This is a genomic window from Vibrio sp. R15-SG3-ISO1B (genome assembly GCF_059833835.1).
Map to the genome: position 1 here is coordinate 39,653 of NZ_JCBDGG010000034.1, position 25,366 is coordinate 65,018.

The 25,366-nt window shown below is 50.5% G+C and carries 16 protein-coding genes and 1 pseudogene; 6 read left to right on the plus strand and 11 right to left on the minus strand.

Annotated elements, in window-relative coordinates:
- Nucleotides 1–161 precede the first annotated feature (161 nt).
- From AC6R0S_RS10215 to AC6R0S_RS10240, 6 genes are all read left to right on the plus strand, one after another.
- Entirely contained in the window at nucleotides 162–533 is a 372-nt protein-coding gene (locus AC6R0S_RS10215; RefSeq protein WP_500630126.1) for a YacL family protein, read from the plus strand.
- A gap of 188 nt (nucleotides 534–721) precedes the next feature.
- Nucleotides 722–1,060: a P-II family nitrogen regulator gene (gene glnK / locus AC6R0S_RS10220; protein ID WP_334553954.1), complete on the plus strand. Its 339-nt coding sequence runs from the start codon at nucleotides 722–724 to the stop codon at nucleotides 1,058–1,060.
- A 27-nt stretch (nucleotides 1,061–1,087) separates the two neighbouring features.
- Nucleotides 1,088–2,317, plus strand: coding sequence for an ammonium transporter (locus AC6R0S_RS10225; protein ID WP_334553955.1), 1,230 nt, complete (start codon nucleotides 1,088–1,090; stop codon nucleotides 2,315–2,317).
- A 295-nt stretch (nucleotides 2,318–2,612) separates the two neighbouring features.
- On the plus strand, nucleotides 2,613–3,629 hold the full coding sequence (locus tag AC6R0S_RS10230; RefSeq protein ID WP_500637852.1) for a Fe(3+) ABC transporter substrate-binding protein: 1,017 nt from the start codon (nucleotides 2,613–2,615) through the stop codon (nucleotides 3,627–3,629).
- A gap of 167 nt (nucleotides 3,630–3,796) precedes the next feature.
- Nucleotides 3,797–5,422: an ABC transporter permease gene (locus AC6R0S_RS10235; protein WP_500632741.1), complete on the plus strand. Its 1,626-nt coding sequence runs from the start codon at nucleotides 3,797–3,799 to the stop codon at nucleotides 5,420–5,422.
- The gene (locus AC6R0S_RS10240) at nucleotides 5,422–6,453 is read left to right on the plus strand and encodes an ABC transporter ATP-binding protein (RefSeq protein ID WP_487902098.1); all 1,032 of its coding nucleotides are present in this window, start codon (nucleotides 5,422–5,424) and stop codon (nucleotides 6,451–6,453) included. The genes AC6R0S_RS10235 and AC6R0S_RS10240 overlap by 1 nt, the downstream gene beginning before the upstream one ends.
- Before the next feature lie 95 nt (nucleotides 6,454–6,548).
- On the opposite strand, the gene AC6R0S_RS10245 is transcribed toward AC6R0S_RS10240, so the two are convergent.
- The 11 genes and pseudogenes from AC6R0S_RS10245 to AC6R0S_RS10295 all read right to left on the minus strand — a co-directional run bounded on the left by AC6R0S_RS10245 (nucleotide 6,549) and on the right by AC6R0S_RS10295 (nucleotide 25,296).
- Nucleotides 6,549–7,970 carry a phosphoglucomutase/phosphomannomutase family protein gene (locus AC6R0S_RS10245; RefSeq protein ID WP_500632740.1) on the minus strand — a complete coding sequence of 474 codons (1,422 nt, stop codon included), beginning with the start codon at nucleotides 7,968–7,970 and terminating at the stop codon, nucleotides 6,549–6,551.
- Nucleotides 7,971–8,027: 57 nt separating this feature from the next.
- Complete coding sequence (locus tag AC6R0S_RS10250; protein WP_500637853.1) at nucleotides 8,028–10,433, minus strand: glycoside hydrolase family 94 protein; 2,406 nt, start codon at nucleotides 10,431–10,433, stop codon at nucleotides 8,028–8,030.
- A 207-nt stretch (nucleotides 10,434–10,640) separates the two neighbouring features.
- A pseudogene (locus AC6R0S_RS10255) lies at nucleotides 10,641–12,560 on the minus strand (beta-N-acetylhexosaminidase); the annotation flags it as partial.
- The gene (locus AC6R0S_RS10260; protein ID WP_500637854.1) at nucleotides 12,557–13,465 is read right to left on the minus strand and encodes a glucosamine kinase nucleotide-binding domain-containing protein; all 909 of its coding nucleotides are present in this window, start codon (nucleotides 13,463–13,465) and stop codon (nucleotides 12,557–12,559) included. The pseudogene AC6R0S_RS10255 and the gene AC6R0S_RS10260, both read right to left, overlap by 4 nt.
- Nucleotides 13,462–15,264 (minus strand): glycoside hydrolase family 9 protein, encoded by a 1,803-nt coding sequence (locus AC6R0S_RS10265; protein WP_500637855.1) that lies wholly within the window; start codon nucleotides 15,262–15,264, stop codon nucleotides 13,462–13,464. Before AC6R0S_RS10265 ends, AC6R0S_RS10260 begins: the two co-directional genes overlap by 4 nt.
- Before the next feature lie 116 nt (nucleotides 15,265–15,380).
- Nucleotides 15,381–16,376, minus strand: a complete 996-nt coding sequence (locus AC6R0S_RS10270) for an ABC transporter ATP-binding protein (protein WP_334553970.1) — start codon at nucleotides 16,374–16,376, stop codon at nucleotides 15,381–15,383.
- Between the two features lie 37 nt (nucleotides 16,377–16,413).
- Nucleotides 16,414–17,397 carry an ABC transporter ATP-binding protein gene (locus AC6R0S_RS10275; protein ID WP_334553972.1) on the minus strand — a complete coding sequence of 328 codons (984 nt, stop codon included), beginning with the start codon at nucleotides 17,395–17,397 and terminating at the stop codon, nucleotides 16,414–16,416.
- Between the two features lie 2 nt (nucleotides 17,398–17,399).
- Complete coding sequence (locus AC6R0S_RS10280; RefSeq protein WP_334568393.1) at nucleotides 17,400–18,425, minus strand: ABC transporter permease; 1,026 nt, start codon at nucleotides 18,423–18,425, stop codon at nucleotides 17,400–17,402.
- Nucleotides 18,426–18,427: 2 nt separating this feature from the next.
- Complete coding sequence (locus AC6R0S_RS10285) at nucleotides 18,428–19,414, minus strand: ABC transporter permease (protein ID WP_334553976.1); 987 nt, start codon at nucleotides 19,412–19,414, stop codon at nucleotides 18,428–18,430.
- 174 nt (nucleotides 19,415–19,588) lie between these two features.
- The gene (locus tag AC6R0S_RS10290; RefSeq protein WP_334568394.1) at nucleotides 19,589–21,271 is read right to left on the minus strand and encodes an ABC transporter substrate-binding protein; all 1,683 of its coding nucleotides are present in this window, start codon (nucleotides 21,269–21,271) and stop codon (nucleotides 19,589–19,591) included.
- A gap of 638 nt (nucleotides 21,272–21,909) precedes the next feature.
- Nucleotides 21,910–25,296, minus strand: coding sequence for a response regulator (locus AC6R0S_RS10295; protein ID WP_500637856.1), 3,387 nt, complete (start codon nucleotides 25,294–25,296; stop codon nucleotides 21,910–21,912).
- Nucleotides 25,297–25,366: the final 70 nt, after the last annotated feature.

The following is a 25,366-nucleotide window of genomic DNA, read 5'->3' on the forward strand; positions in this document are numbered from 1 at the left end:
CACGCTCTAGCGAATATGACAGATCAGCGTCTGCTTCGGCAGGCGCTTTTTTTATCTCTGTTTTTTAGGCTCACGGTGTCGATTTTTAGAGTGTCTGAGGCCGATTTTAGGTATAGTGCGCGCCTTTTCTTCACGACTTTTTCTGGGTAGGTGGTTCAATTATGGAATTTGAATTTATTAAGAATACCTTACTGGGTGACGTCTACGTAAGATCCAGTATGGGGCATGAGGTCTTTGGTCGCTGGCTTCAGGAAGAAATTGGTCAAGACCCCGTCAAACTCGAGAGCATTGATCAGTTGCTAGCCAGTGCGAAAGCTGCGCCTCAGCAAGAGTGCATTTTAGAAGGCCGAGAAATTTCTCTGACAGTTCAAGGTGATGAAGTGTTAGTGGAAGAGAACAGCTTAAAGCATGACTTTGACCTTGGCGCGGAAAGTGAGTTTGAGTTGTATGAGAGCGAGAGCCGTGCAAGCTGCGGTTTGGAAGATTTCGAACAACTGCTCGACCAGTGGAAATCCTTTCTTCGTACAATGTAATGCACCCTATTGGTGAATGAATTCACGGATGCTCTGTTTTTGGGAAGTGCGCGCACCTTTATGGTGCGCGTTTTTCGTTCTACAGGATGGAAATTTAATGTAATTTTATATTTATCAATGGTTTAAAAACTTGGCACGCACCTTGGATTATAGAAAAGCAAAAGGATGACTGCTTCAGAGAGGATGCGATGAAACTTATTAATGCGATTATCAAACCGTTCAAATTAGATGATGTTCGAGAGGCGTTAGCCGATGTGGGCATCGAGGGGATGACTGTATCAGAGGTGAAAGGCTTTGGTCGTCAAAAAGGCCATACAGAACTTTACCGTGGTGCAGAATATCAAGTCGATTTTCTACCCAAAGTAAAACTAGAGATCGCCACTCAGGCTGAAAACGTTGACCGCGTTATCGAAGCCATCACGAAAGCGGCGCACACCGGAAAAATTGGTGACGGTAAGATTTTTGTCTACGACCTAAGTCAAGCAGTGCGTATTCGTACTGGTGAGACGGATGTTGAGGCACTTTAAGAATTCAAAGGACTGGAGATAAACACGATGGAATTATCAACAACAGTAACAGAGTTACGTTACGCACTAGACACCTTTTTCTTCCTCATTTCAGGTGCGTTAGTTATGTGGATGGCAGCGGGTTTTGCGATGCTGGAAGCGGGTCTAGTACGTTCAAAGAACACCACTGAAATCCTAACCAAAAACTTCTGCCTATACGCTATCGCTTGTACCATGTACTTGGTGGTTGGCTACAACATTATGTACGTCGACAACGGCGAAGGCGGTTGGCTACCATCAATCGGTGCGCTGATTGGTACGCAAGGTGAAGGTGCAGACCACTCCCTTGAGTCTGACTTCTTCTTCCAAGTTGTGTTCGTGGCGACGGCGATGTCGGTTGTCTCTGGCGCAGTGGCTGAGCGTATGAAGCTATGGGCTTTCTTGATTTTCGCTGTCGTACTTACAGCCTTCATCTACCCAGTCGAGGGTTACTGGACTTGGGGCGGTGGCTTCCTATCTGAAGCGGGCTTTAGCGACTTTGCAGGCTCTGGTATTGTTCACATGGCAGGCGCAGCAGCAGCATTGGCAGGCGTACTTCTTCTTGGTGCACGTAAAGGTAAATACGGCAAAAACGGTGAAATCTACCCAATTCCTGGTTCAAACATGCCATTGGCAACGTTGGGTACCTTCATCCTATGGTTCGGTTGGTTCGGCTTCAACGGTGGTTCACAGTTGATGGTATCAGATTTCGAGAACGCAACAGCGGTTGGTCAAATCTTCCTAAACACCAATGCCGCAGCCGCAGCAGGTGCCATTGCAGCGCTGTTTGTTTGTAAAACCACTTGGGGTAAAGCAGACCTGACTATGATTCTTAACGGTGCGTTGGCGGGCTTGGTAGCTATCACTGCTGACCCACTGTCACCATCACCACTTTACTCTGTGGCTATCGGTGCGGTATCAGGTGCATTGGTTGTGTTTAGCATCATCGGTCTAGACAAACTTAAGATTGACGATCCAGTGGGTGCTATCTCTGTTCACGGTGTGTGTGGCTTCTTCGGCCTGATGGTTGTGCCACTAAGCAACGGTGACGCTTCATTCGGTGCACAGCTTCTTGGTGCTGCAGTGATCTTCGCTTGGGTATTCGGTGCAAGCCTAGTGGTCTGGGGTATCTTGAAAGCAACAATGGGTATCCGAGTCTCTGAAGACGAAGAGATGGAAGGTATGGACATGCACGACTGTGGTGTTGGTGCTTACCCAGAGTTCGTGACTGTGAAATAAATCACTTTTTAATACAAAGTATGAAGCCCACACTCAGTGTGGGCTTTTTTTGATCTATGCTTCAGGGGCTGAGTAAAAGCACCATAGATACGCTCTGGCTTTTGAGACTGAGTTGATACAAAATTAATCAATATTTGGTTAGGTGTGATACAAGTTGTTACAAATAAAGGGGTTTAAAATCAGCCGTTAACCCGCCTGTATTGCTTATTGATGGATTGTTTTCTAAAGTTTGTTGAATATAATAAACGCATTGATAAACATTATCATTACCATATAAATCTAAAGGATTGACTCGATGAAAAAACTGCTGACTCTTTCTGCATTAGCCTGTGCAACTGTTGCCCCAACCGCGGCTCTCGCTGCAGAAGAAGTAAATGTCTACTCTTACCGCCAGCCTTTCCTTGTTGAGCCGATGTTCAACGAATTTACCAAAGAAACCGGTATCAAAGTAAACGTCAAGTTTGCGAAAACAGGGATCGCAGAAAAGCTCGCTCAGGAAGGAGAGTACAGCCCAGCAGACGTCGTGCTCACTGTTGACATCAGCCGCTTAGCTGAGCTTACCGACAAAGGTCTGGTGCAAGCGGTAAACAGTGACGTGCTTGAGAGCAACATTCCTGCTCAATACCAAGATGAAAATAACGAATGGTTTGCTCTGACGACGCGTACTCGCAGCGTTTACTCTTCGCGCGACCGCGTAGGCAAATTGGGTGAAGACTTCACTTACGCCGATTTAGCCAAGCCAGAGTTCAAAGGCAAAATCTGTACACGTAGCGGTAAGCACCCATACAACGTATCACTGATCTCCTCTATGATTGCTCATGAAGGCGAAGCTGCGACCAAAGCTTGGTTGGAAGGGGTGAAAGCGAACCTAGCACGTAAACCGCAAGGTAATGACCGTGCACAAGTGAAAGCCATTAAAGAAGGTTTGTGTGACGTGTCGCTAGGTAACAGCTACTACCTAGGCGCAATGGTTAACGACCCAGAACAGAAAGCATGGGCTGACGCGGTATACATCAACTTCCCGAACCAAAGCACCACAGGTACACACGTGAACATCTCAGGTATGGCGATGGCGAAATACGCGCCTAACAAAGAGAACGCAGTGAAGCTGATGGAATTCCTTGCGGATGACGTCGCGCAAGAAATGTACGCAGAAGTGAACTACGAATACCCAGTCAAAGCGGGTGTAAAACGTTCAGATCTCGTGGCTTCTTGGGGTGACTTTAAAGCCGATACTCTCTCGCTAGATGAGATCGCCGATCACCACGAAGCAGCAGTGAAACTGCTTGATGAAGTGAAATTTGATCTGTAATTCTGCTCACACAGACCATTAATTAAAGACAACCTCAAGTCTCGCTTTTCTTTGCCGAGCTTGAGGTTGTTTGCTTATAAGGGTATAAATACACCTATACGGTTAAAGGATATGAGATGTATTTGCAACTGCATCTATTCCTCATACAGCCTGATGATAAATAGGCAATGAAAGAAAAATATTATTCATGGAAAACCAGCAGTGGAGCGCTTGCTTTGTTGCTGGTTTTACCGATCTTAGCGATATTCTACACCGCCATCGGCGAGACAGATGACCTCTTTGGCCATCTGATGTCGACTGTTCTCCCAACTTACACTTACAACACTGTGCTGCTAGCACTGGGAACCATGGCATTTTCTCTGCTTTTTGGTGTGCCGAGCGCTTGGCTGATGGCGATGTGTCGCCTGCCCAGTGAGCGAGTATTACAGTGGGCATTGGTCTTACCGCTGGCCATGCCTGCCTATATTGTCGGATACATCTTTACCGATTGGTTTGATTTTGCTGGCCCGGTGCAGGTGTGGTTGCGCGGCGTCACTGGCTGGGGACCGGGTGAGTACTGGTTTCCTGATATTCGCACTTTAAGCGGTGCGGTGGTGGTGCTGTCGTTGGTGCTTTACCCCTACGTGTATCTGCTGTGCCGCGCTGCGTTTATGGAACAGAATGTGTCGCTGTTGCAATCGGCGCGCTTATTGAAGTGCTCCCCTTGGGAGAGCTTTTGCCGCATTTCATTGCCACTGGCACGCCCAGCGATGGCAGTGGGGTTGTCGCTGGTTGCGATGGAGACCATCGGCGATTTTGGTACAGTCAGCTATTTCGCGGTCAATACGTTAACGACCGCGGTGTATGACACTTGGTTAGGCTACTCAAGCTTAACGGCCGCAGCAAAAATTTCCGCCATCATGTTGCTGATTGTGATCTTGCTGCTTAGCGCGGAACGCTACAGTCGACGCAAACAAAAGCTGTTTCAGCAGCAGTTTAATAGCCGTGAAGATTTTCGTTATGTGCTAACGGGTTGGAAGAAGTGGCTGGCCCTAATTTGGTGTTGGGGTTTGGTTTGTATCGCTTTTCTTTTCCCGTTGGGTCAACTGCTGATGTATGCCTACACCTACTTCTCACAAAGCTGGACCGCAGAGTTTCGCCAATTTGCGCTCAATAGTCTCTATGTTTCTATTTCCGCTGCGTTGATTGGTGTGGCGATCGCTTTGGTACTCAACTTCTGCCAGCGGATTACGCCGAGTAAGACCAGCGTCAGTTTTATGCGCCTCTCTTCACTGGGCTATGCGGTGCCGGGCACAGTATTGGCAATTGGTATCATGGTGCCTGTACTCAGTCTCGATCATTTGGTTAATGATGTCGCTAAATGGATGGAGTGGGGACGCCCAGGGTTGATTTTCTCTGGTTCTATGTTTGCAGTTATCTTCGCCATGGTGGTGCGTTTTTCAGCGGTGGCGATTGGCAGCATTGAAAGCAGTTTGAGTAAAGTGTCGCCCTCACTGGATATGGCGTCGCGCACCATGGGGTGTAGCGTCAATCAGATGGTGTGGCGGGTTCACTTCCCACTGGTGCGTCGCGGCGCTTTGATTGCGGGCCTGTTGGTGTTTATTGAGTCGATGAAAGAGCTCAACGCCGCTCTTTTGCTCCGCCCATTTAACTTCGAAACCTTAGCGACCTACGTCTACAATTTTGCCTCCGATGAGAAATTGGAGTTGGCGGCGTTACCCGCCGTATTGTTGGTTCTCGTTGGTCTTATTCCTTTAGTTCTGATCAACCGTTCACTGGAGCACACACACTGATGAGTTGCGCGCTATCTATTGAAAACCTCACTTGTAAATATGACGACCAGACCACGGTACTCGAGTCGTTATCTTTGCGGGTCGAGCATGGTGAAATTGTCTGTCTACTTGGCGCCAGTGGTTGTGGGAAAACGACGTTGCTCAAAGCGATTGCTGGTCTGCTTCCGCTCAGTTCAGGCACCATGAGTCTCAATTGCAACGTGATTGATAATGGCGAGCACTGGTTGCCGCCAGAGCAGCGCAACATCGGTATGATTTTCCAAGATTACGCGCTGTTTCCCCATCTGACGGTAGAACAAAACATTGCCTTTGGTTTGACCGCGCTCTCAGCGCAAGACAAACATCAGCGCGTGGAAGAGATGCTGGAATTGGTGCATCTCAGTGGTTATGGCGATCGCTACCCGCATCAGCTGTCGGGGGGGCAACAGCAGCGCGTGGCCATTGCTCGCTCTTTGGCGTACAAGCCGGACTTGCTCTTGCTTGATGAGCCGTTCTCTAACATCGATACCCAAGTGCGCCATGAGCTGATTGGTGAAATTCGCAAGATTTTCAAAAAGCAGGGCGTCACGGCGATATTCGTCACCCATAGCCGCGAAGAGGCCTTTGCCTTTGCAGACAAAATGGCGGTGATGAACCACGGCGTCATTGAGCAATACGGGACGGCAGGCGAGCTTTACTACCAACCGTCGAGTAAATTTGTGGCGGATTTCTTGGGCGGCGGCAGTTACATCAAAGCCAAGCGCATCTCATCGTCTGAGTTCGAAACCGAACTCGGCGTGATTGAAGCGACCGCGCAACATGAGATCTCTCAAGGCGGCGAATGTGAATTGTTACTTCGTCCACAACATGTCCAGATCAGTGCGACTCAAGAGAGCAGTATCTCGGTGTTAGAGCAGCAGTTTATGGGCGATCACTGCCGTTATGTCATCAATGCGGGTGGTAATCTCTTGCTCGCCAGCTCCCCTGAGCCGTTGATGATTGGCCAACATGTGTCTGTCAAAGTGGATACCCAAGGTGTATTGGCGTTCTAGTCTAGAGCGGACATTCCGACAAAAAAATGCCCGGTATAGTACCGGGCAAATCTTCTTCACCTATAGGGTGGACCCAAGATGGATCGCGATGAAGTCTAGAGTTTGAGGAAGGTTTTCATTTGCAGCACCACTTTTTCAGCCGTGGCTTGGTCTGCCATCTCAGCAAAAATTCGCAGTAGCGGCTCAGTGCCAGAGAAACGTGCGATGACCCATCCACCATTTTTAAACACCACTTTCGCGCCATCTTCGTAGCTGACTTTGTCGATGTCATACTCAAATTCAGGCAGTTGCTTCTCGACGTAGAGGCGATCATACAGCGCCTGTTTTTGCGCCGCTTTAAACGTACAATCTCCTTCTGCGGTATAGGCGTAACCGTAGCGTGAATAGATTTCACCAAGCAGTTCGGAGAGTTTTTTTCCAGTAACGGAGATCATCTCCACCAATAAGCTGGATGCAAATACCCCATCTTTGCCCTTGATGTGACCACGGATGGTCAAGCCGCCTGAGCTCTCTCCGCCGATCAGCGCATCGTGCGCTTCCATCTTGGAGCTGATGTGTTTAAAGCCTACCGGGACTTCATAACACGCTTCACCATGATCTGCGGCGATCTTATCGAGCAGGTGAGTGGTCGCGATGTTACGCACCACCGCACCTTTCCAGCCCTTGTACTCAAGTAGGTAGTAATAGAGCAGTATCAGCACTTCGTTGGGGTGAATAAAATGACCTTTTTCATCAATGATGCCTAAACGGTCGGCATCCCCATCGGTACCAATACCAATGTCGTAGCCTTCTGCTGCGACCAGATGTTTGAGGCGATATAAGGTTGCAGCGCTAGGTGAGGGCATCAGCCCGCCAAAATCGGGGTTCTTGCCATCGTGAATCACATCCACATCGCAGCGCCCGTTAATCAAAACGGTTTGCAAAGCGTTCTTCGCGACACCAAACATCGGGTCGATGAGAACGCGTAAGTTGGCTTTTTTAATAGCTTCAATGTCGATGAAATCGATGATGGAATCGACAAACTCGTTCATTGGATTAATGAGCTTAATACGCTGGCTATCAAGTGCCTGCTCAAACTCCATGCTCAACACATCACCTTGGCTGAGGGTTTCAATTTGCGCTTCGATCTTTTGTGTGATCACTTCATCGGCGTCGCGGCCACCTTCGATGAACACCTTGATACCATTGTAATCCGCTGGGTTGTGCGAGGCGGTGATGCATGCCGAGTAGGCGCAATTCATCTGCTTGGCCTTGAACATCACGATAGGGGTGGGCACAAATTTGTCGATAAAACTCACGCAGATCCCGTTCGCTGCAAGCACTTCAGCAAACCAGCGGCCCGCTTTATCGGAGAGAAAGCGGCGGTCATAACCAATCACGAATCCGCGGTCGCTGACCTGTTCGTGATTGATGATATTGGCCAGCGCTTGGGCAACAAGGCGCACATTGTCTTTTGTGAACGCTTCACCAATAAACGCACGCCAACCACCGGTGCCAAATTTAATTGCTGAACTCATAGTTGTTTTCCTTTCTATCAAGCCCAGAGCGGCGCAAGGACGCTCTGGGCTGACTCGTTATCCCAATACCACGACCACTTGGTTGACAGAGCCTTGAGGCTGAACCGGAACCACACCCTCGACGGCTTGGCCGTTCACCGTGATGGATTGAACCCCTTTGCTCACCGAATTCGGATTGTCGACTTTGATGTGATAAGTGGCACCTAGCCACTCACGCGTCACCTCAAAGCCCGGCCAATCGGTTGGTATACACGGGGCGATGGTTAGGCCATCAAAGCCACTGCGCACACCCAAAATAAAGTTGGTGACCGCAAAGTAAGCCCAGCCTGAGGTGCCGGTTAGCCAAGGGTGGTTGGCGCGGCCATGATCTTGATGATCGCGCCCCATAATAAATTGCACGTAGGAATAAGGTTCAGCGACACGTTTCTCGATGATGTCGTTTTGGTTGTATGGGTTGAGCGCATCGTAGAACTTCATCGCACGATCGCCGCGGCCCAGTTTGGCCTCTGCGACCCAAGCCCAAGGGTTAGGGTGTGAGAAGATGGCGCCGTTTTCTTTCACGCCCTGGTAGACGCGAGTAACAAAACCGATGTCGTCATTAGGGGTAGCGAACGATGGCGAGTTGAGATGCAAGCCGTATTCGGAGAACAGGTGTTCATCAACCGCGTCCATGGCACGCTCGCCACGCTGCTGCGAGACTGCACCAGAGAGGACGGCGAGGGTGTTCGACTCCAGATGAACACGGCCTTCTTTTTGCTGCGCAGTACCAATTTTGTCGCCATTTTTGGTCAAGCCGCGAATGTACCAACCGCCTTCGTCGTCCCAGAGGTGAGTTTCACACGCTTCACGGACGTTCGCCGCCATTTGGCTGTATTTCTCCACATCCTCCTCTTTACCAAGGAACTTGGCCAAGTCGATGAACTCTTGCAGTGCCCAGAAATGGAGGAAAGAGACCATCGATGACTCGCCGCCACCAAGGTTGAGACAGTCATTCCAGTCAGCGCGCAGGCCTTTACAGATACCCGTTTGACCAACGTACTCAGCCGAGAAGTCGAGCGCGGCTTTCATGTGCTCATAGACGCTGGCTTCGCCGCCATCGGCATACGGAATGGTTTCATCAAAAAATCCGTGCTCGCCCGTTTCCATCACGTATTTACAGATGGTCGGCACTAACCAAAGGTGATCGTCAGAGCAGGTATCTTCAATGCCATGGATCTTATCTTCATCGGAAGGGGTTGGAACCACTGTGGGTGATTTGGAGGGTTTTACATCCGCTTTTTCAGGATCGAACCAGTCAGGATCAAACAAGTGCAGACCGTATCCCGCTTTGACCTGACCGCGAAGCAGATCAACAATGCGCTTGCGCGTCATTTTCGGGTTAGCGTGTGGGACGGAAATCGCATCCTGAGCCGTGTCTCGATAGCCCAACCCAGTACGTCCACCCACTTCAATAAAGGAAGCGAAACGTGACCAGACAACACAGGTCTCGGCTTGGTACAGCGTCCAAGTGTTGATCATGGTATCCAGACCTTCGTTCGGCGAGCGGACTTGGAACTTGTTACAGCGCTCGTCCCAGTGCGCTTTGATGCCGGCAAAGGCGCGATCGATCTCACTCACATCTTGGTATTTGGCGCGCAAACGCTCGCCATTACCTTTTCCGATACCCAGCAAGTAGGCGAAACGCACTTCTTCACCCGGTGCAAGCGTGAACTGTTTGTGCAGTGAGCCACAGTGGTTGTAACAAGTTTGCGCGCTGTTCGAGCAGCGTCCTTGCTCGACGGCAATCGGATTGGCTTCGTCACGATAGAGACCAAGGAAACGATCGCGTTGACCATCATACGAGTCTGGATCGAAGGTGGAGGCGAGGTAATAGAAGCCTTCAAAGTCGTTGGTGTTGTAGTAGAGATCATACTCAATCACGCCGTCACGGTATTCGGTGCCCGCAGAGTAAAGTGACATCTGGTGGTTTTGATTGTCCGATTGAATATGGCTAAATGAGAATTCGACGAACGAAAACGCGCTGATCGTGCGTGGCGTATCTGAGGCGTTTTTGATCACCACATCCCAAATTTCAACGTCTTCGCCTTTCGGTACAAATAAGGTTTTGGTCGCGCTAATGCCACTGTACTCACATTTGAATTTGGAGTAAGAGAGGCCGTGGCGCACTTCATAGGTCGCTTCGTCTAAACTCTTCGCAACCGGCTGCCATGAGATAGACCAGTAATCACCGCTGACATCATCGCGCAGATAGACGTAATGCCCAGGGCGATCAAAGCTGGCATTGGGGCGGAATTTGGTGACGCGATTGTACTCAGGGGAGTTGTAGAAAGAGTAGCCGCCCGCATTGTGCGAAATGACGGTACAGAACTTTTCTGTGCCTAAGTAGTTAGTCCATGGTGCAGGGACGTCTGGTCGAGTGATGACGTATTCACGATGTTCGTTATCGAAATAGCCGTATTTCATGTGTCTTTCCTTTTAACAAGTTACCAATCAGTAACCAAATCTAAGCTAGTGAAAACTGTAAGTAGTGATTCAATGGGTTAAGTTCATCGCCAGGATTTCGGGTCTCTCACCAGTGCTATCCGACGCTCATTTTTTCGTCTCGTCACCTCGTTGTTTGGGTGCTTGAGGTTTTGGCGAGTGAGGTTTAGCGCTAGAGCTTGCAGCTGTTCGCCAAGGCGCTCTATAGGCCACCCCTTGTTTGTCGAGCAGCGGTAAGTGGGCGTTGAGTCGCGCAAGGTAGTCCAGCCAATCGCGCTGGTGTTTTTCACTCCAGCCCGCTTCAGCAAGCGCGGTTAGGCGTGGGAAAATCATGTAGTCCATGCGTGCAGGCTCGGTGACAATTTCGCTCCACAGCGCACATTGAATGCCTAAAATTCGACGTCGAATTGGGTCGTTGTCGGCGATGTCAGCCAGTGGCTCGTAGCGATACGCCTTTTCAAGCGGGATCACGTTGGCCCAATCGACCCCCGGCTCTTCAGGGGCGTAATCTTGGCTCATGTCGAGATAGGTGCTTTGACCAGGCTGTAAGATGACGTCAAAGCCTTGTTTGGCGCAGTGCAATGCAGCGTCCTCACTGAGCCAAGAGTAGATCACGGTATCTTTGCTCACTTTGTCACCATGTTGCGCTTCTTCCCAACCGACCATTCGTTTACCTAAGCTGCGTAACTTGCGCTCGGCGTAACGCAGCAGATGACCCTGTAGCTCTTTGCTGCTTTGGTAGCCGTGCTCTTTCATTAGCGCGATGCACGCTGGACTCTCTAGCCACACTCCTTGTGGCACTTCGTCGGCGCCGATATGCACCCAAGGAGACGGGAAAAGCGCCGCCACTTCCTCTAGTACCGCGTCTAGAAACGCATAGGTACCTGGCAGAGCGGGGGACAACACGTTGTCGCTGTAATGCTGGATACTGCGGTAGTTTGAGCGATCGCTGGCGTCATACAGCCATTCCGGTAGGGATTGGATCGCTGCTCGGCAGTGGCCTGGAATATCAATTTCAGGGATCACTGTGATGCCGCGTTCTGTGGCATAGTCGATCACGGCGGCGATCTCTTCTTGGCGGTAGTATCCACCGTAGCGCTGCCCTAGATGACTAAATTGCGCTTGTAACGCCAAATCTGGACCGCGAAACGCCCCAATCTCAGTTAATTGAGGCAAGGATTTGATTTCAATACGCCACCCTTCGTCATCGGTAAGGTGCCAATGGAAGGTGTTGAATTTGTAGTGCGCCAGCTGGTTGATGAGGCGTTTGATCTGCGCCACCGAGTAAAAATGGCGCGCGCAATCTAGCATCATGCCGCGATAGCCAAAACGGGGTTTATCGCTGATGGTGACTAGCGGTACGGCGAGCCCATTGCCTTGTTTCGCGGGTCTGATGAGCTGCAGCAAGGTGGCGCTGGCATGGATAAAACCGACGTCCGAGCCGGATTCAAGCTGCACACCATGATGAGTCACGGTTAAGTGGTATTCCCCCTCATCAAGTGTTGGGTTCGAGCGAAAGAGGATGTCACTTTGCCCAATCGTGTGCACCTCAAAATCATGCAGTGTGGCTAGCTCTTGTTGCAGCCAAGTAGCGCCGCGTTCTGCCAATGCGGTTTGCAAGGTGATTTGGCTGTGTTCAGAGAGACGATATTCGTCCTCTTTGAGTGCTAGAGCATTGGGCTTTGGAATCAGAGCCAAGGGCGCTGACGGCAGCTCTGAGCGGGCTGGGATCTCGGCGCGCTCGCGGTAGGGCGAGGCGAGCGCGATCGGCGAGACATGCACCGCGTGTGTTTGATGTTGCTCAAGGTCGATCAGCAGCGCATCTTTTAGTCCATCAGTATAAAAACGTAGCGGCGCGGTTCTGATGCTAAATTCGCAATAAAAGTGTTGGTTAGCGGTTAACGTGTCGACATCTGGCGTTAAAGTGCAAAAACTCCCAATCTGCACAATCTGCCCGTGGCTGACACTGCTTGGCTGAATGTAGCGATCAAGAATGAACTGTAACTGCCAAGCGGGCAGGTCTTGATCGGTTAAGTTGTGCAAGGTGAGGCCAAATCGGCAACCTTCTTTGCTCTCATTGAGCACCGCAAAATCCACTCGATAACTCATTGTGCACCTTCGTGTTGAATGTCGCTCAGTCTATAAAGGTTGTGCTCAGGTTTACCTGCAAACATCAGTGCCCCTTCGATGGCGTCGAACTTAGCAGGCACAATCAGACTTCTCATCGGTGGCGATAGCCACGCTTGCATGCGCTCCGCGACACCGCCCATCAAACAGATGCGCGTCGCGCCTCGGCGGCGTAACGCTTGCAGCCACATTTCGATATCGTCACGGGTTTGCTGTAAGAGTGCTTGTGCCAACGGGCATCCTTCATCGGCGAATTGAAATATCTGAGGAGAAAACTGACCATAATCGCGCGGCAGCGCTTGCTTTGACCAGGCAACAATCGCATCGATGTCATGGTGAAAGTGTGTCATCACGTAATGGTAGAGCGGTGTTTTGGGCTCAATGTCATCATAGGCGAGCAGCACTTTTTGGATCAGCCTTAGCCCCATCATCGCGCCACTGCCTTGATCGGAGATGGGAAACTCACGGCCACCGACCACTTTCTGCTCACCACCGTTGATCAATAGGCCGCATGAGCCTGTACCAGCAATCAGAATGGCACCATCTTGGCCGTCATGCGCGCCAAGACAAGCGCCATAGGCATCCGTATTGAGGACGATGGAGGCGAATGGGTGAGGCTGCTCCATCATCGCAAACCATGCAGACTTTTGCTCCGCGCCCGCGAGGGCAAGGCCAAGGTGCATGCGTGTGAAGTCAGCGCTCGTCAACTCGGCCTGCGTGGCTGCTGTCGTGACAGCATCGACAATGGATGTCAGGGCAGATTCGATGCCAAGTAAAATGTTAGCGCTGCCGCTTTTTCCCTCGCCAAGTAAGCGTCCCTGCGCATCTCGAATCCGTGCTCGGCACGAGGTGCCGCCGCCATCAATGCCGACATATAAATGGGTCATTGCGCTTGCTCCTTTGAGAACGGGTGAGTTTGAGAGAAGCGACGCGCCTGGTGACAAATGGCGAGCAGATACCACGCCGCATGAGGAATCCACTGTTCGCCCCAACGCCAGTTTTGCAGCATGTCATCACATTGAGGGGACGGATTGAAGGCGATGTCTCGTTCATCATCAAATCCGCTGGTAATGCCGTTACAAATCCCCCCTTTGGCGTTAAAAAAGCCCAGCTCAGGCAGGTAGTCTGGGTTGTTGTGACCTGCGCCATCAAGCATGCAGAGATCAAATGGGTTCAAGCCTAAAATCCAGCTCAAACAGTCTTCTGCAAAGCTATCCAATTGCTGACACTGTGCCGGGTTATCAAGGTGGCGCTGAGCGATATGGGCCATGCTCGCGAGAGAGCCGAGCCGCGCGTTTTCGCCCTGCCACCAGTAGCCAGTTTCATTGTCATGGGGAACGAAGAAGCGGGCGCTTTTCTCCTCTGACAGAGGCTTAGTGTATTGGCGAGGGTAACCAAAGGGATTGTGCACCGCTTGTGTGATGGAGAGTTCAAATCGGACTGCTTGTTCAATCACACGCTGGACGCTGTCTCGCTGCGCTGCATCGGTTTCAATATCCAGATAGCGACACAAGCTGATCACTGGTAATCCTGCGTCACTGGCGTGAAAGTAGGGGCGTGAGCCATCGTGATTCGCGGACCAGAAATGGCGCTGATCGTCATCGCTGTATTGACGTGCCATCAGTTTGTTGGCCCACTCTTGGCTTTGTTGCAAATAGCGTGTCTGTTTTGTGGCGCGATAGAGCTCGCAACAGGCCAGTAATGCACAGTACTCATCGATGATGTTTTCAACGCCATCGTCTAAGTACTCGCGGTTGTGTGAGATAAGGTGCCAATAGCCTTTTTCCGCTGTCGCCAAGTAGTCGTTGGGTCGATATTCTCCGCCTTGCTCGCGCTGCGCCGCGGCAGCGAGTGCAGCAATCGCGATGCCGCCACCTTGACGAAATCCAGCTTGAAAGTCCGAGGACTTATGGCCCAATTGTGTCGCATAGGCGCAAATATGGCGTTTGCTGGTCTCTTTTGACCACTGGTCAAACACCGTCATGTAAAAGTAGCCATCAGGATGTTGCATTCGCACTAAAAAATCGGCGCCGTGCAATGCTTCTTCTGCCATTCTCAGGCGAGTAAACGCAGGGACGGAATCGAGCGTTTGCAGCTGCTCTAAGCCATTGAATAGGTTCCACACGACCATGGGAATCTGCTGTGGATTGAAGTGATTAGCGTAGGATAGATGGCTGAGGTATTTGCTGACATCGCCGGAGGCGTCATACCAGCCGCCGTGGACATCCGCGTACGCCTCATGGCCGTAAAGGGGCACGTGGCGATCTTGCTGATCAAACACACCTGTACAACGCTGAGACTTAAAGTAGTGCAGCACATCGGACAGTGTGGCGCTGAGCAAGTGTTGATGGCGAATCTCGAAAGTGTGGGAGCGGACGGCGTCGTCTGCGCTCAACTCGTTATCTCTCGAGGTCTCTTTTTTTAACGTATCTTTGTTCAACCTATCAATGGCCAAGTAGAACTGGCCGATTTGATCAAAATTGGAAAACGGAATGCGAAAAAAATGCCCTTGGTGCCAATGGTCAACGGTGCCACCGGGCTCGGTTTGATAGGTGGCGAGCGTTTGATGACTCTTCGCGCACACAAGACGAGCAGTGGGGAGCGTCTCTAGTGCGTGGTTTGTCATCAGTACCGCCTGTTTTGGACCAAGGGCTTCATAACCAAGATGGTTAGTCAGTAGCAGCATTCTGTTCTCCGAACGTGGTATGTCTTATGCCGCGCAAGCGCGGGTATTCAAAGTGTTCATCACAGCCAAGGAGCGCCCTTGGCTGCGTTTTTGGTGCGATGGCTGTTTAAGCGCGATTAGTGCTCAAACAGATAGCAACGTACAAAGTGGTTTTCAGACAGTTGAGTGACCTCAGGTAATTGCTCACGGCAGCGCTCAGTAGCGTGCTCACAGCGCCCTGCAAATGGACAGCCGGTTGAGACGGGCGTCCAAAGCGGAATCTCCCCTTTATTGCCTTTGAGCTTCTCGTGAATCGATTTACTCGGATCGGGCACCGCAGAAACCAGCAGCTGCGTGTAGGGGTGTTGAGGTTTATGGATGATCTCTTCGGTATCGCCCCACTCGACCATGTGACCCACGTACATGACCGCCAGATCTTCGGCGATGTAGCGAGCTGTGGCGATGTCGTGCGTGATGTAGAGCAGTGACATCTGTTTATCGAACTTCATCTCTTCCATCAGGTTCAATACCCCGGCACGAATCGACACATCGAGCATCGAGGTCGGTTCATCGGCAAGTACAACCTCAGCGCCAACGGCAATATTACGCGCCAAGTTGACCCGTTGGCGCTGACCACCGGAGAGCTGGTGCGGGTATTTTTCTGCGGTCTCTTTCGGCGGAATAAGGCCCACTTGTTCCAGCAGATCGTACACTCGCTCTTGCAGTTCTTTTTTGTTGCCCGGCGTGACTTTTTTATGGATCAGCAAGGGACGGGCAATGTGGTGGAAAATATTGTGTGTTGGGTTGAGCGAGCCAAATGGGTCTTGCCAGACCATTTGTACCCCTTCGCGATAACTCATTAAGTCCGATTTTGACTTGATGGTTTGAATGTCACGGCCTTTGTAAATGATGTCGCCGGAGGTTGGCGCATACATTTTGGCGATCATTTTCGCGGTCGTGGATTTACCCGAGCCGGATTCGCCCACCACCGACAAACCGCGGCTTTTGTACATTTTGAATGACACGTCGTTGATCGCGCGCATCATAGGTTGTTGCAGTGCATTGCTATTGATCGGGAAATCTTTGACCAGATTTTTTCCCTCAATCAACAAGTCGCCATATTCTGTGCTCATAATGGTCTCCAATGAAATTCTTCAGCTTCTCAATTCGTTACAACTTTGCTTGCGCAATGGGCTCACCGTATAGGTGGCAGTTTGAGAAACGACTTGGCTCGATTTCTCGCAGTGAGGTCGCTTTGCGGGTGCAGGTGTCATGGACACGATCACAGCGCGCTTGGAAGCGACAACCTTGCGGTATCTCCAGCAAGTTGAGTGGGTTACCAGGAATGCCCGTCAATTTGGTTTTCGGCCCGGTTAATGGAGGGAAAGAGCTACCCAACCCCTTGGTGTAAGGGTGGTATGGACTTTCAAGAATTTGTTTTGAAGGTGCGACTTCAATCAGTTCACCGGAATACATGATGCCGATACGGTCTGAGAACTCGACCATCAGGGACAAATCATGAGTAATGAACAAAATAGAGAAACCGAACTCCTCTTTCAGCGCGTAGATCTTTTGCAAGATTTCGCGTTGCACCACCACATCAAGCGCGGTGGTAGGCTCATCCATGATGATCATTTTCGGATTCAACGCGAGAGCGATCGCAATAACCAGACGCTGACGCATGCCACCAGAGAACTGGTGAGGGTAGTCGGTCAGGCGACTTGGGTGAATATCGACGATCTCCAACAAGCCTTCGGCGCGGCGTCTGGCTTGTTCACGCGTCATATTGGTGTGGCGCATGATCACATCGCAAAACTGCTCTTCCATGGTCAACACGGGGTTGAGTGCGTTCATGGCGCTTTGGAAGACCATCGACATCTCGCTCCAGCGGAACGACTGCATTCTGTCATCGCTGTATTTGAGGATGTTTTCACCGTTGAAGATCACCTCGCCACCGGTAATAAACGCGGGCGGCTTGTGCAGACGCATGAGCGAGAAAGCGACAGTGGATTTACCACAGCCCGATTCGCCGGCGAGACCGAAGACCTCGCCCGGAGCAATATCGAAGCTGACATCATTACAGGCGCGCACGTCACCGGCGGCTGTGATGTAATCAACGCATAAGTTGCGGATAGAAATGAGAGGTGCTGTCATGATTATTTGTCTCCGCTCCAGATTGCAGGTTGAGGTTCGAGCTCAGGTTTACGCTCTTTCTTGTCTTGCTCGGCTAGTTTCTTCCAGCGCTTCATACCTTTGTGGGAACGAAGTTGCGGGTTAGCAATTTCATCAACAGCAAAGTTAAGCAGGGCAAGGCCAGTCACAAGCAGTACAAGCGCCGCACACGGAGCCAGCAGTTCCCACCAAGCGCCAATCAGCATCGAGGAGGAAGTCTGGACGTTGTAGAGCATGATGCCCCAGCTGACCGTGTTCGGGTCACCAAGACCTAGGAAGGAGATGGTCGCTTCCATCATGATGGCGTACATCACTGAGCCAATGAAGCTGGCGCCAACAATGGGGATAAGGTTTGGCAAAATCTCGACGAAAATGATGCGCCAAGAGGACTCACCCAACACTTCCGCTGCTTTGACGAACTCTTTCTCACGCAATGCTAAGGTTTGCGAGCGTATCACCCTCGCGCCCCACGCCCAGGCGGTAAAGCCGATAATGAGCGCAATCGTTAGCGGGCCTGCTTCACCGATGAAGGCGGCAAGAACAAACAGCAATGGGTATTGTGGGATGACCAGCATGATGTTCATTGCGGCAGTGAGGAAGTCATCAATGCGGCCACCAAAGTAGCCTGCAGAGATACCGATGATGGTGGCAAGAAAGCAGACGGTGATCCCTGCGCCAAAGCCAACCGCCAGTGAAACGCGAGCGCCGTGGACAAACTGAGACCAAACATCGCGGCCCATACGTGTGGTGCCCATGACATGATCCGCCTTTTTCGACATGATCAGCGTGCGGCGATCCGTGGCGAGGTTTTCAGCCACCCAACCTTCAGGGTTGCTCTGCGCAGCTTTAACCACAAAAGAGGGGTACTCATGCGGGTTGCCCGAACGTTTGTCTGGCGCATGCTTGGTCAGCATGGGCGCAGCGAGGGCGATAAATAGGAACAGGCTCAAAATAATGCAGCCAACGAGCGCAATCGGGTTGCCAACGATCAGTTTAAAGAAACCTTTCATGATTATTTCCCTCCCTTACGTAGGCGAGGATCGAGCACGACATACAGCATGTCGGCAAGAAGGTTAAAGAACAGCATAAACAACGTCATGATCAGGAGCTGACCTTGCAGCACTTGGTAGTCACGCGCTTTGATGGCGTTAAATAGAACAGAGCCAAGACCGGGGTAGTTGAAGATGATTTCGATGATCAACTGGCCACCGATAGCCATACCCAATGCCATCGAAAGTGCGGTAACACTTGGTAAGAGCGCATTACGTGCCGCGTAGTTGAAGACCACTCGGTTCTCGCTCAGTCCTTTTCCTTTCGCCATGGTGATGTAATCTTCGGCGAGCAGGTTGATCATGTTGTTACGCATGTTGACCAAGAAGCCACCGATCTGAACGATAGAGGCACAAAATAGGGGCAGAACCGCGTGATAGGCGACATCTTTAATAAAGGCCCAGCTGGTCCAGTCGGGAATGGTGCCTGCGGTATAGGCATAGCTTGTCGGGAACCATTTCAAGCCGATGGCGAAGACAAACATGGCGATCATGGCGATGACCACTTGGGGCACCGCTTGGATGATCAGCATGCCTGGCGTGACAAACGCATCGTATTTGCTGCCTCGTTTCCAGGCGGCGAAAATGCCCAAGATAGAACCGAGTGAGAACGAAATCACCACCGCGGTACCCGCGAGAAACAGTGACCAACCAAAGGCACTGCCGAGTAGCTTGTTCACCGATAGTGGGTAGAACTGAATCGAAGTACCCAGCTCCCAGCTCAGAATGTTTTTCATGTACGCGTAGTACTGAGCGAGATAGCCGCCTTCGACAAAGCCGAGTAGCTCTTTCATAGCAGCGATACGCTCAGGCGTCACTTGAACCGATGCATTGGCAAACATCATGGTGACGGGGTCGCCTGGCATGGCGCGCGGAATAATAAAGTTTAACGTCGCAGCAACGAGCAAAGCGACAAAATAAAAGGACAAACGTCTTAAAAAGTAACCCATAACTCACACCTTACTTATCCAGATTTTTCCTGTTTCTGGTTTCAGGTCGCTCAAGCAAACCGTAAAATTTTGAGCGAAAAATCCCCTGACGACGGGCGCCATAGCTTTAACAACTTAAAGTTTTGGGGATTAAGCGGCGTACGGATGCACGCCGCAAAGACAAAGCAAACTCACTTATTTCACTGGTTTTAGGTCCAGTACGTGAAGTAGACGCTCTGGGATACCAGCCCAAATGTTTGGACGGCCTTTTGGATTCTCTTCGTTCCACCAGCCAGTGAAGCGAGTGGTGTTGTATTGGTACATGTAAGCACCAGACATCACAGGAATCGTCACTTGGTCAGCGGCAATGATTTGCTGGATACCGTGAGCGATCTCTAGCTGCTCATTTTTGTCCGCTGTTTTGTAGAAGCTATTGAGTAGTCCATCTAGCTTGTCGTTTTTGTAGAAGTGCATCGCGAAGCGCGGCATACCTTCACCCGATTGCAGTGCTGAGTTGTACGCACTGTTCCAGTAAGTGTATGGGTCTGCACCGTGGAAGTAGTTGGTGTACGCCACATCGTATGTCCCTTCAAGCATGGCTTGGTTGTAGACAGAGAAGTCTGGAGTACGTGCACGGGCTTTGATGCCCACTTCTGCGAGTTGTTCAACCGCAAGCTGTACTGTGTTGTTAAAGTCGGTCCAGCCGTTTGGTGATTGAATCAATAGTTCAAACGATTTGCCTGATGGCGTGTCGACAAAGCCATCTTTGTTGACGTCTTTAAAGCCCGCTTTCTTCAGAAGTTCTTTCGCACCTTCCACATTGTACGTGTTGTAGCCTTTGTACTTGTTGTGAGTGCTCTCATCAGACCAAGCTTCAAACGCGTAACCCAGACCAGAGGCAAAGTCATTCACTGTACCGCCGCCGTAGAACGCGATGTCGATGATGGTTTGACGATCCAGTGCCATTGAGAACGCACGACGGAAATCAACATTCGTCAACGCTTCGTTTTTGGCAGGATCTGGGTTTTTGTAGTTGACGACAAACGCTTGTGTGCCCGCTGGCGGGTACCAGTATTGGTGATTCGGACTTGCTGCTGCGTACGTGCGATCGATGTCTGGAATGAAGGATGATGTCCAGTCCATCTCACCGTTCACGACTTTACCTAGGAATTGGTCGTTATTCGCGATTTGTGGAACGCGTAGACAGTCAACCTCTAAGTTGTCGGCATCCCAGTAGTTAGGGTTTGCACACTGAATGTAGAGCTGAGCGGTGAAGGTGTCGATTTCAGTAAATGGACCTGAACCTACAGGGTTTTCGTTAGTAAATGTCGCAGGATCTTTGACGTCTTTCCACACGTGCTCAGGGACAACAGGCACTTTTGCAATTTCGTAAGGAACGTTTGAGTTCGCTTCCGTTAGGCGGAATTTCACTTGGTAGTCGTTGATTTTCTCAACGCCAGTAACCCAAGAGTTGATACCGCTTTGGTCCAGTTCAGGTTTGTTTTTCACTAGGTTGAAAGAGAACACGACGTCGTTCGCGTCAAATGTTTCGCCATCAGACCATTTCACGCCTTTACGAATGTCAAAAGTGACGCTCATTAGGTCGTCTGACATCTTGTACGCTTCTGCCAAACGGAACACAGGTGTGTTGCCGTGCATCTCATTGAAGACAACGAGTGGCTCATACATGAAGTCTGTTGTGGTGTGAAGGTTGGTCGCACCTAGGTACGGGTTGAAGTTACGAACAAAGGTCGTGAACTCTTTAGGGTGGACGGTTAGCTCACTGCGCTCTGCCGCTGTTGCTACTGATGCAAAACCTGTAGTTGCAGTTGCGATAATCGCGGTTGCTAGTGCTGTTTTCTTAATGTTGGCAAGCATAGCTGTTCCTTACTATTTGCTTTCATTTCACAATGGTTGGAATGTCATCAATTGATAAACACTCACTAAGGCCTACCTCAGATTGGTGCTGACCAAGACGGAGGACCTAGTCAGCCAGAGTGGCCTGTAGGCCTTAGGCACAGTAAGAAAACACCGGAAGCGGAAAACGTGCAATCCTCTTTCCCGTTAAAAACGTTAAAACCAATCAATGACTCGTTAAAACCGTTAAAAAACACAGTAATTGTTTTAAATTTAATCAATTTTTTGCTTTGAAGTCTATCGCAGAAAAGCGCCATGCTTGGTGTGTTTGTAAGTGCATACTATCGCGTAGGATCTTTTAATAAATTCTTTTTGACGGGGCTTGCTTTGATTGAGATCTTGGTCACGTGCCCAGATTTGGGTTAATTTACCCCGTTAATTATAATCTGCCGTTCTGTTGTGATTGGCTTCGCAAACTTCCGTAATAATTCCTTCTTGCCGGTATTTGAACGTGTTAATCGTCGATATTTTGCCGCATCACACGAGAGAAATAACCTGGCTATCATGGTTTTTTTACGCCGTGTAGTAACTATTTGAGGCGTGAGGAAGGGTGTTTTTCAGGGCAGAAAAAAGCCCGCTAGGCAGCGGGCTCAATCAGCTTAGTTGGTCAATAAGTGATGCAATTTATCGCGCAATTCTTCGATATGTTCGCGCTGTGGACTGCGTTCCTGGCAGTGCTCCAAGATGTAATCGAGCGAGCTTAATACCGTGCGCCAGCGTGGCGTTTTAGGCAGTGTTTCAACTCGTAGGTATTTGTCTAATGTACGAGTTTGCAGTGTGCTGCGGTCTAAATAGACGCGCCACAACCCACTTTGTTCAGCGAAGGCGAATTTCGTCTGACCGGTCACGCTCTCCCAATAGTCTAACGCTTGAGTCATGGCATCGACCAAGACTTCGCGCATCAGATCTTGCTTGGATTTATTGTCACCGCTGACGCGCTCGGCTAAACGAGTAAATTCGCCACCGAGCTCTTTGAGTTCTTGCAGTTTGGCCTTGTCGCCTTCAAAGGCAAAGGTAGAGAGTGCCTCAATGGCCGTCTCTAGGTTGTGGATACGAGTGGCATTGACACTGCCACCCACATTGAAGATGTACATGGCGCGCAGGTCGGAGCCCTCAGGCATACGCAGGATGTCGGCGGAGATATGCTGACGAACATCTTCTACATAGACATCGATAGTGCCGCAGTAGTGATCTTGTTTGACACTAAGGTATTTTGGCGCAATAAGCTCGTCTGCGTTTGAGCGTTTGAGCTGCTCCGCAGAGCGGCGGAAGAGGCGTGAAGCCGCTTCATTGGCAAAGCGCACTTTGCCATCTTCACGCACACAAATGATGGCTTCAGGGGCCGATTCAAGTTGCTCGAGCAGTCGTCCTTGCGTTTCCAGTAAGCTGGCTTCGACCGCTGCCCGTCGTTTTAACTCGATTTGCAGCTGCTGGTTCTCTTGTCGACGCAGCTCCGCTTTACTGGCGGTCAAGTGGGCTTGAATGCGCGCCGCCAACTCTTGCTTGTTGAAAGGTTTGGATAGGTAGTCATTCGCGCCCGCATTGAAGCCTTTGACGCGATCGTCGCTTTGGTTAAGCGCCGTCAACATGATCACCGGCAGCGCGGCGTGGTCGTATTGTTGACGCACTTTTTCACACACCTGATAGCCGTTCATTCCGGGCATCATGATGTCGAGCAGCAACAGTTGTGGTGGCTCTGCATCCAAGGCTTCCAACGCTTCTTGGCCATCTTTCGCGCAGCGTACACGATAGCCTTCAAGGCGCAGGAAGCTATCAAGCACCCGCAAATTGACCGGTTCATCGTCGACCACCAGTAGCAACTGACCGTCTGGATTTTCTGGCAAACTCGATATTTCAGGCAGCTCGATCTCAGTATTATCAGGCGCTTTAAAGTGAGGCAGTACGGTCTGATTGGCTTGGGCAATTTGTTCGTCGCTTGCCACCGGGAGTGTAAAGCTGAAGGTCGTCCCCACCATGGGCTGGCTGCTGACGTACAGATTGCCGTGCATTAAATCGATCAATTGACGACTGATCGACAGACCAAGCCCCGCCCCTTGGCGGTATCGATGGGCGTCACTGCCTGCTTGAATGAGTGGCTCAAAAATGTGTTCCAGTTGATCGGCGGGAATACCTTGACCGGTATCTACCACTTGCACGCGTATTTGATCATCCACCACGCTGGCTGAGATAACGATCTTCCCTTCGCTGGTGTATTTGATGGCATTGCCAATTAGGTTATAGAGCACCTGTTCGAGGCGTTGCGGATCGGCACTGACCCAAACCGGCTCAACAGGGACCTGATTGATGATTCGAATCGGTTTGTTGCCCAGTAGGTGCGATGAGAGCTCAAGCACTAAGCGAGTGGCAGAAGAGAGATCTACCGCGCTGGTTTCTATATCGAGATTGCCATAGCGCATCTTATGGTAATCGAGCAGATCGTCGACCAAGGTCGCGAGACGCTGGCCGCTGCTGATGATGATCTCTAGCTGATATTTATGATCTGAGGTGATCGGGCCATTAGCGCCCGAGATCAGCGCTTCGGCGATGCCAACCATGCCATGCAGCGGCGTTCTGAGTTCATGAGAGGTGGTGGCTAAAAACTCATCTTTGAGTTTATTGGCGAGCTGTAACTCTTCATTTTGCTTTTTGATCAGTTTCAGATGGCTTTCGAGCTCTTCATTTTGCTCTTTAATTAACTGAATTTTCTCTCGAATGGAGCGCTGCATGCGCTCGAAACTGACCGCAAGTCGGCCAATCTCATCTTTACGGTTGGTGTTGTTAATGTCCGCTTCTAAGTCACCCGCCGAGACTTTTTCCGCCGACCAGGTCAGTTGCAGCAGCGGCGAAGTGATGAAGTTGGACAGGTAATGTGAGGCGACGACAACTAAGACGATGGCACCTAACATGGCGAGAATAAACAGGGTTTCTAACTGATTGACGCGAGCAAAGGCGACCTTCATCGGCACTTCAACCACCATAGCCCAATGAATGCCGTTGACTTCAATCGGTGTGTACGCGGCAAACATCGACTCGTTATTGGCATTGGTGTAGGTGCCAACGGCATTTTCCCCGCTTAGGGCCAAATTGACCACCTCAAGGCTTTTTTCGACCTCGCTCTCATCGTAAGAGAGGGTGCGCGAGCGGTGATCTTGGCCGACCAATAAGGTTTTGATTGCCACCTGATTGCTTTTGTCCGCGATGAGTTTGGTGATGCCATTATTGGGGAGGCGAAACATCGCATAGCTGTGTAGGTAGCCTTGTTGAACAATGGGTGCACCAAACCACGCCACCATGCGACCTTGTTCGAGAGAAAAGTCAGAGATAATCACCGGGGTGTAATCTTCGTTGGTTTTGCGTCGTTCGGTCACTTGCTTGCGCAGGGCTTGAAAGGTTTTACCGAGATTTTGGTCTTTGTAGCGGCCGCTGAGCAGGTTAGTGCCGTAGTTGTCGTGCTTGTAAATGGAGTAGGTGACATTACCTTCGCGGTCAACCAGCAGAATATCGTCAAAGTCGGAGCGTTTGAGCAGCTCTAGGTACGCCCAATGGTAGCGTTTGTGCAGTAGGCGATAGCGCTCTGTACCTGTGTAGACACTTGACTGAGGCAAAATCGAGGTTTTTATTTGATCACCGGAGCCAGGAATATAGCGTTTTTGTGCGTACTCGCGTGCTTGTTCAATATCCAAGCCCAAGCTTTGAAAGGCGTTGACTAAGCCGTAAAAGCGACCACCACTGGCGTAGGCCAGTTCTGAGCGAACAAAGCCCATGACTTCCGATTCTTTGGCGTAGAGGTAATCCTCAACCTGCTGCTGTTTGGTATCGCGCACTGAGGTGAGGTGGTAGGTGCTTTGCTCTTGCAGATCTTTGGTATGAGATTGGAGAAAAAAGATGGCCATCAAAGTCAACGGCGTGATGCTCAGTACCAAAAATGCCAACATTAACGTGTTTTGAAGACGCTTAAATCTTTGCTTTTTATACAACTTAAACATGTCGTGGGGGCTTATGGCTAAAAACGTTAATTTCTTAAACTGACAAATTTAACGAGTTTTTTTACTTTGA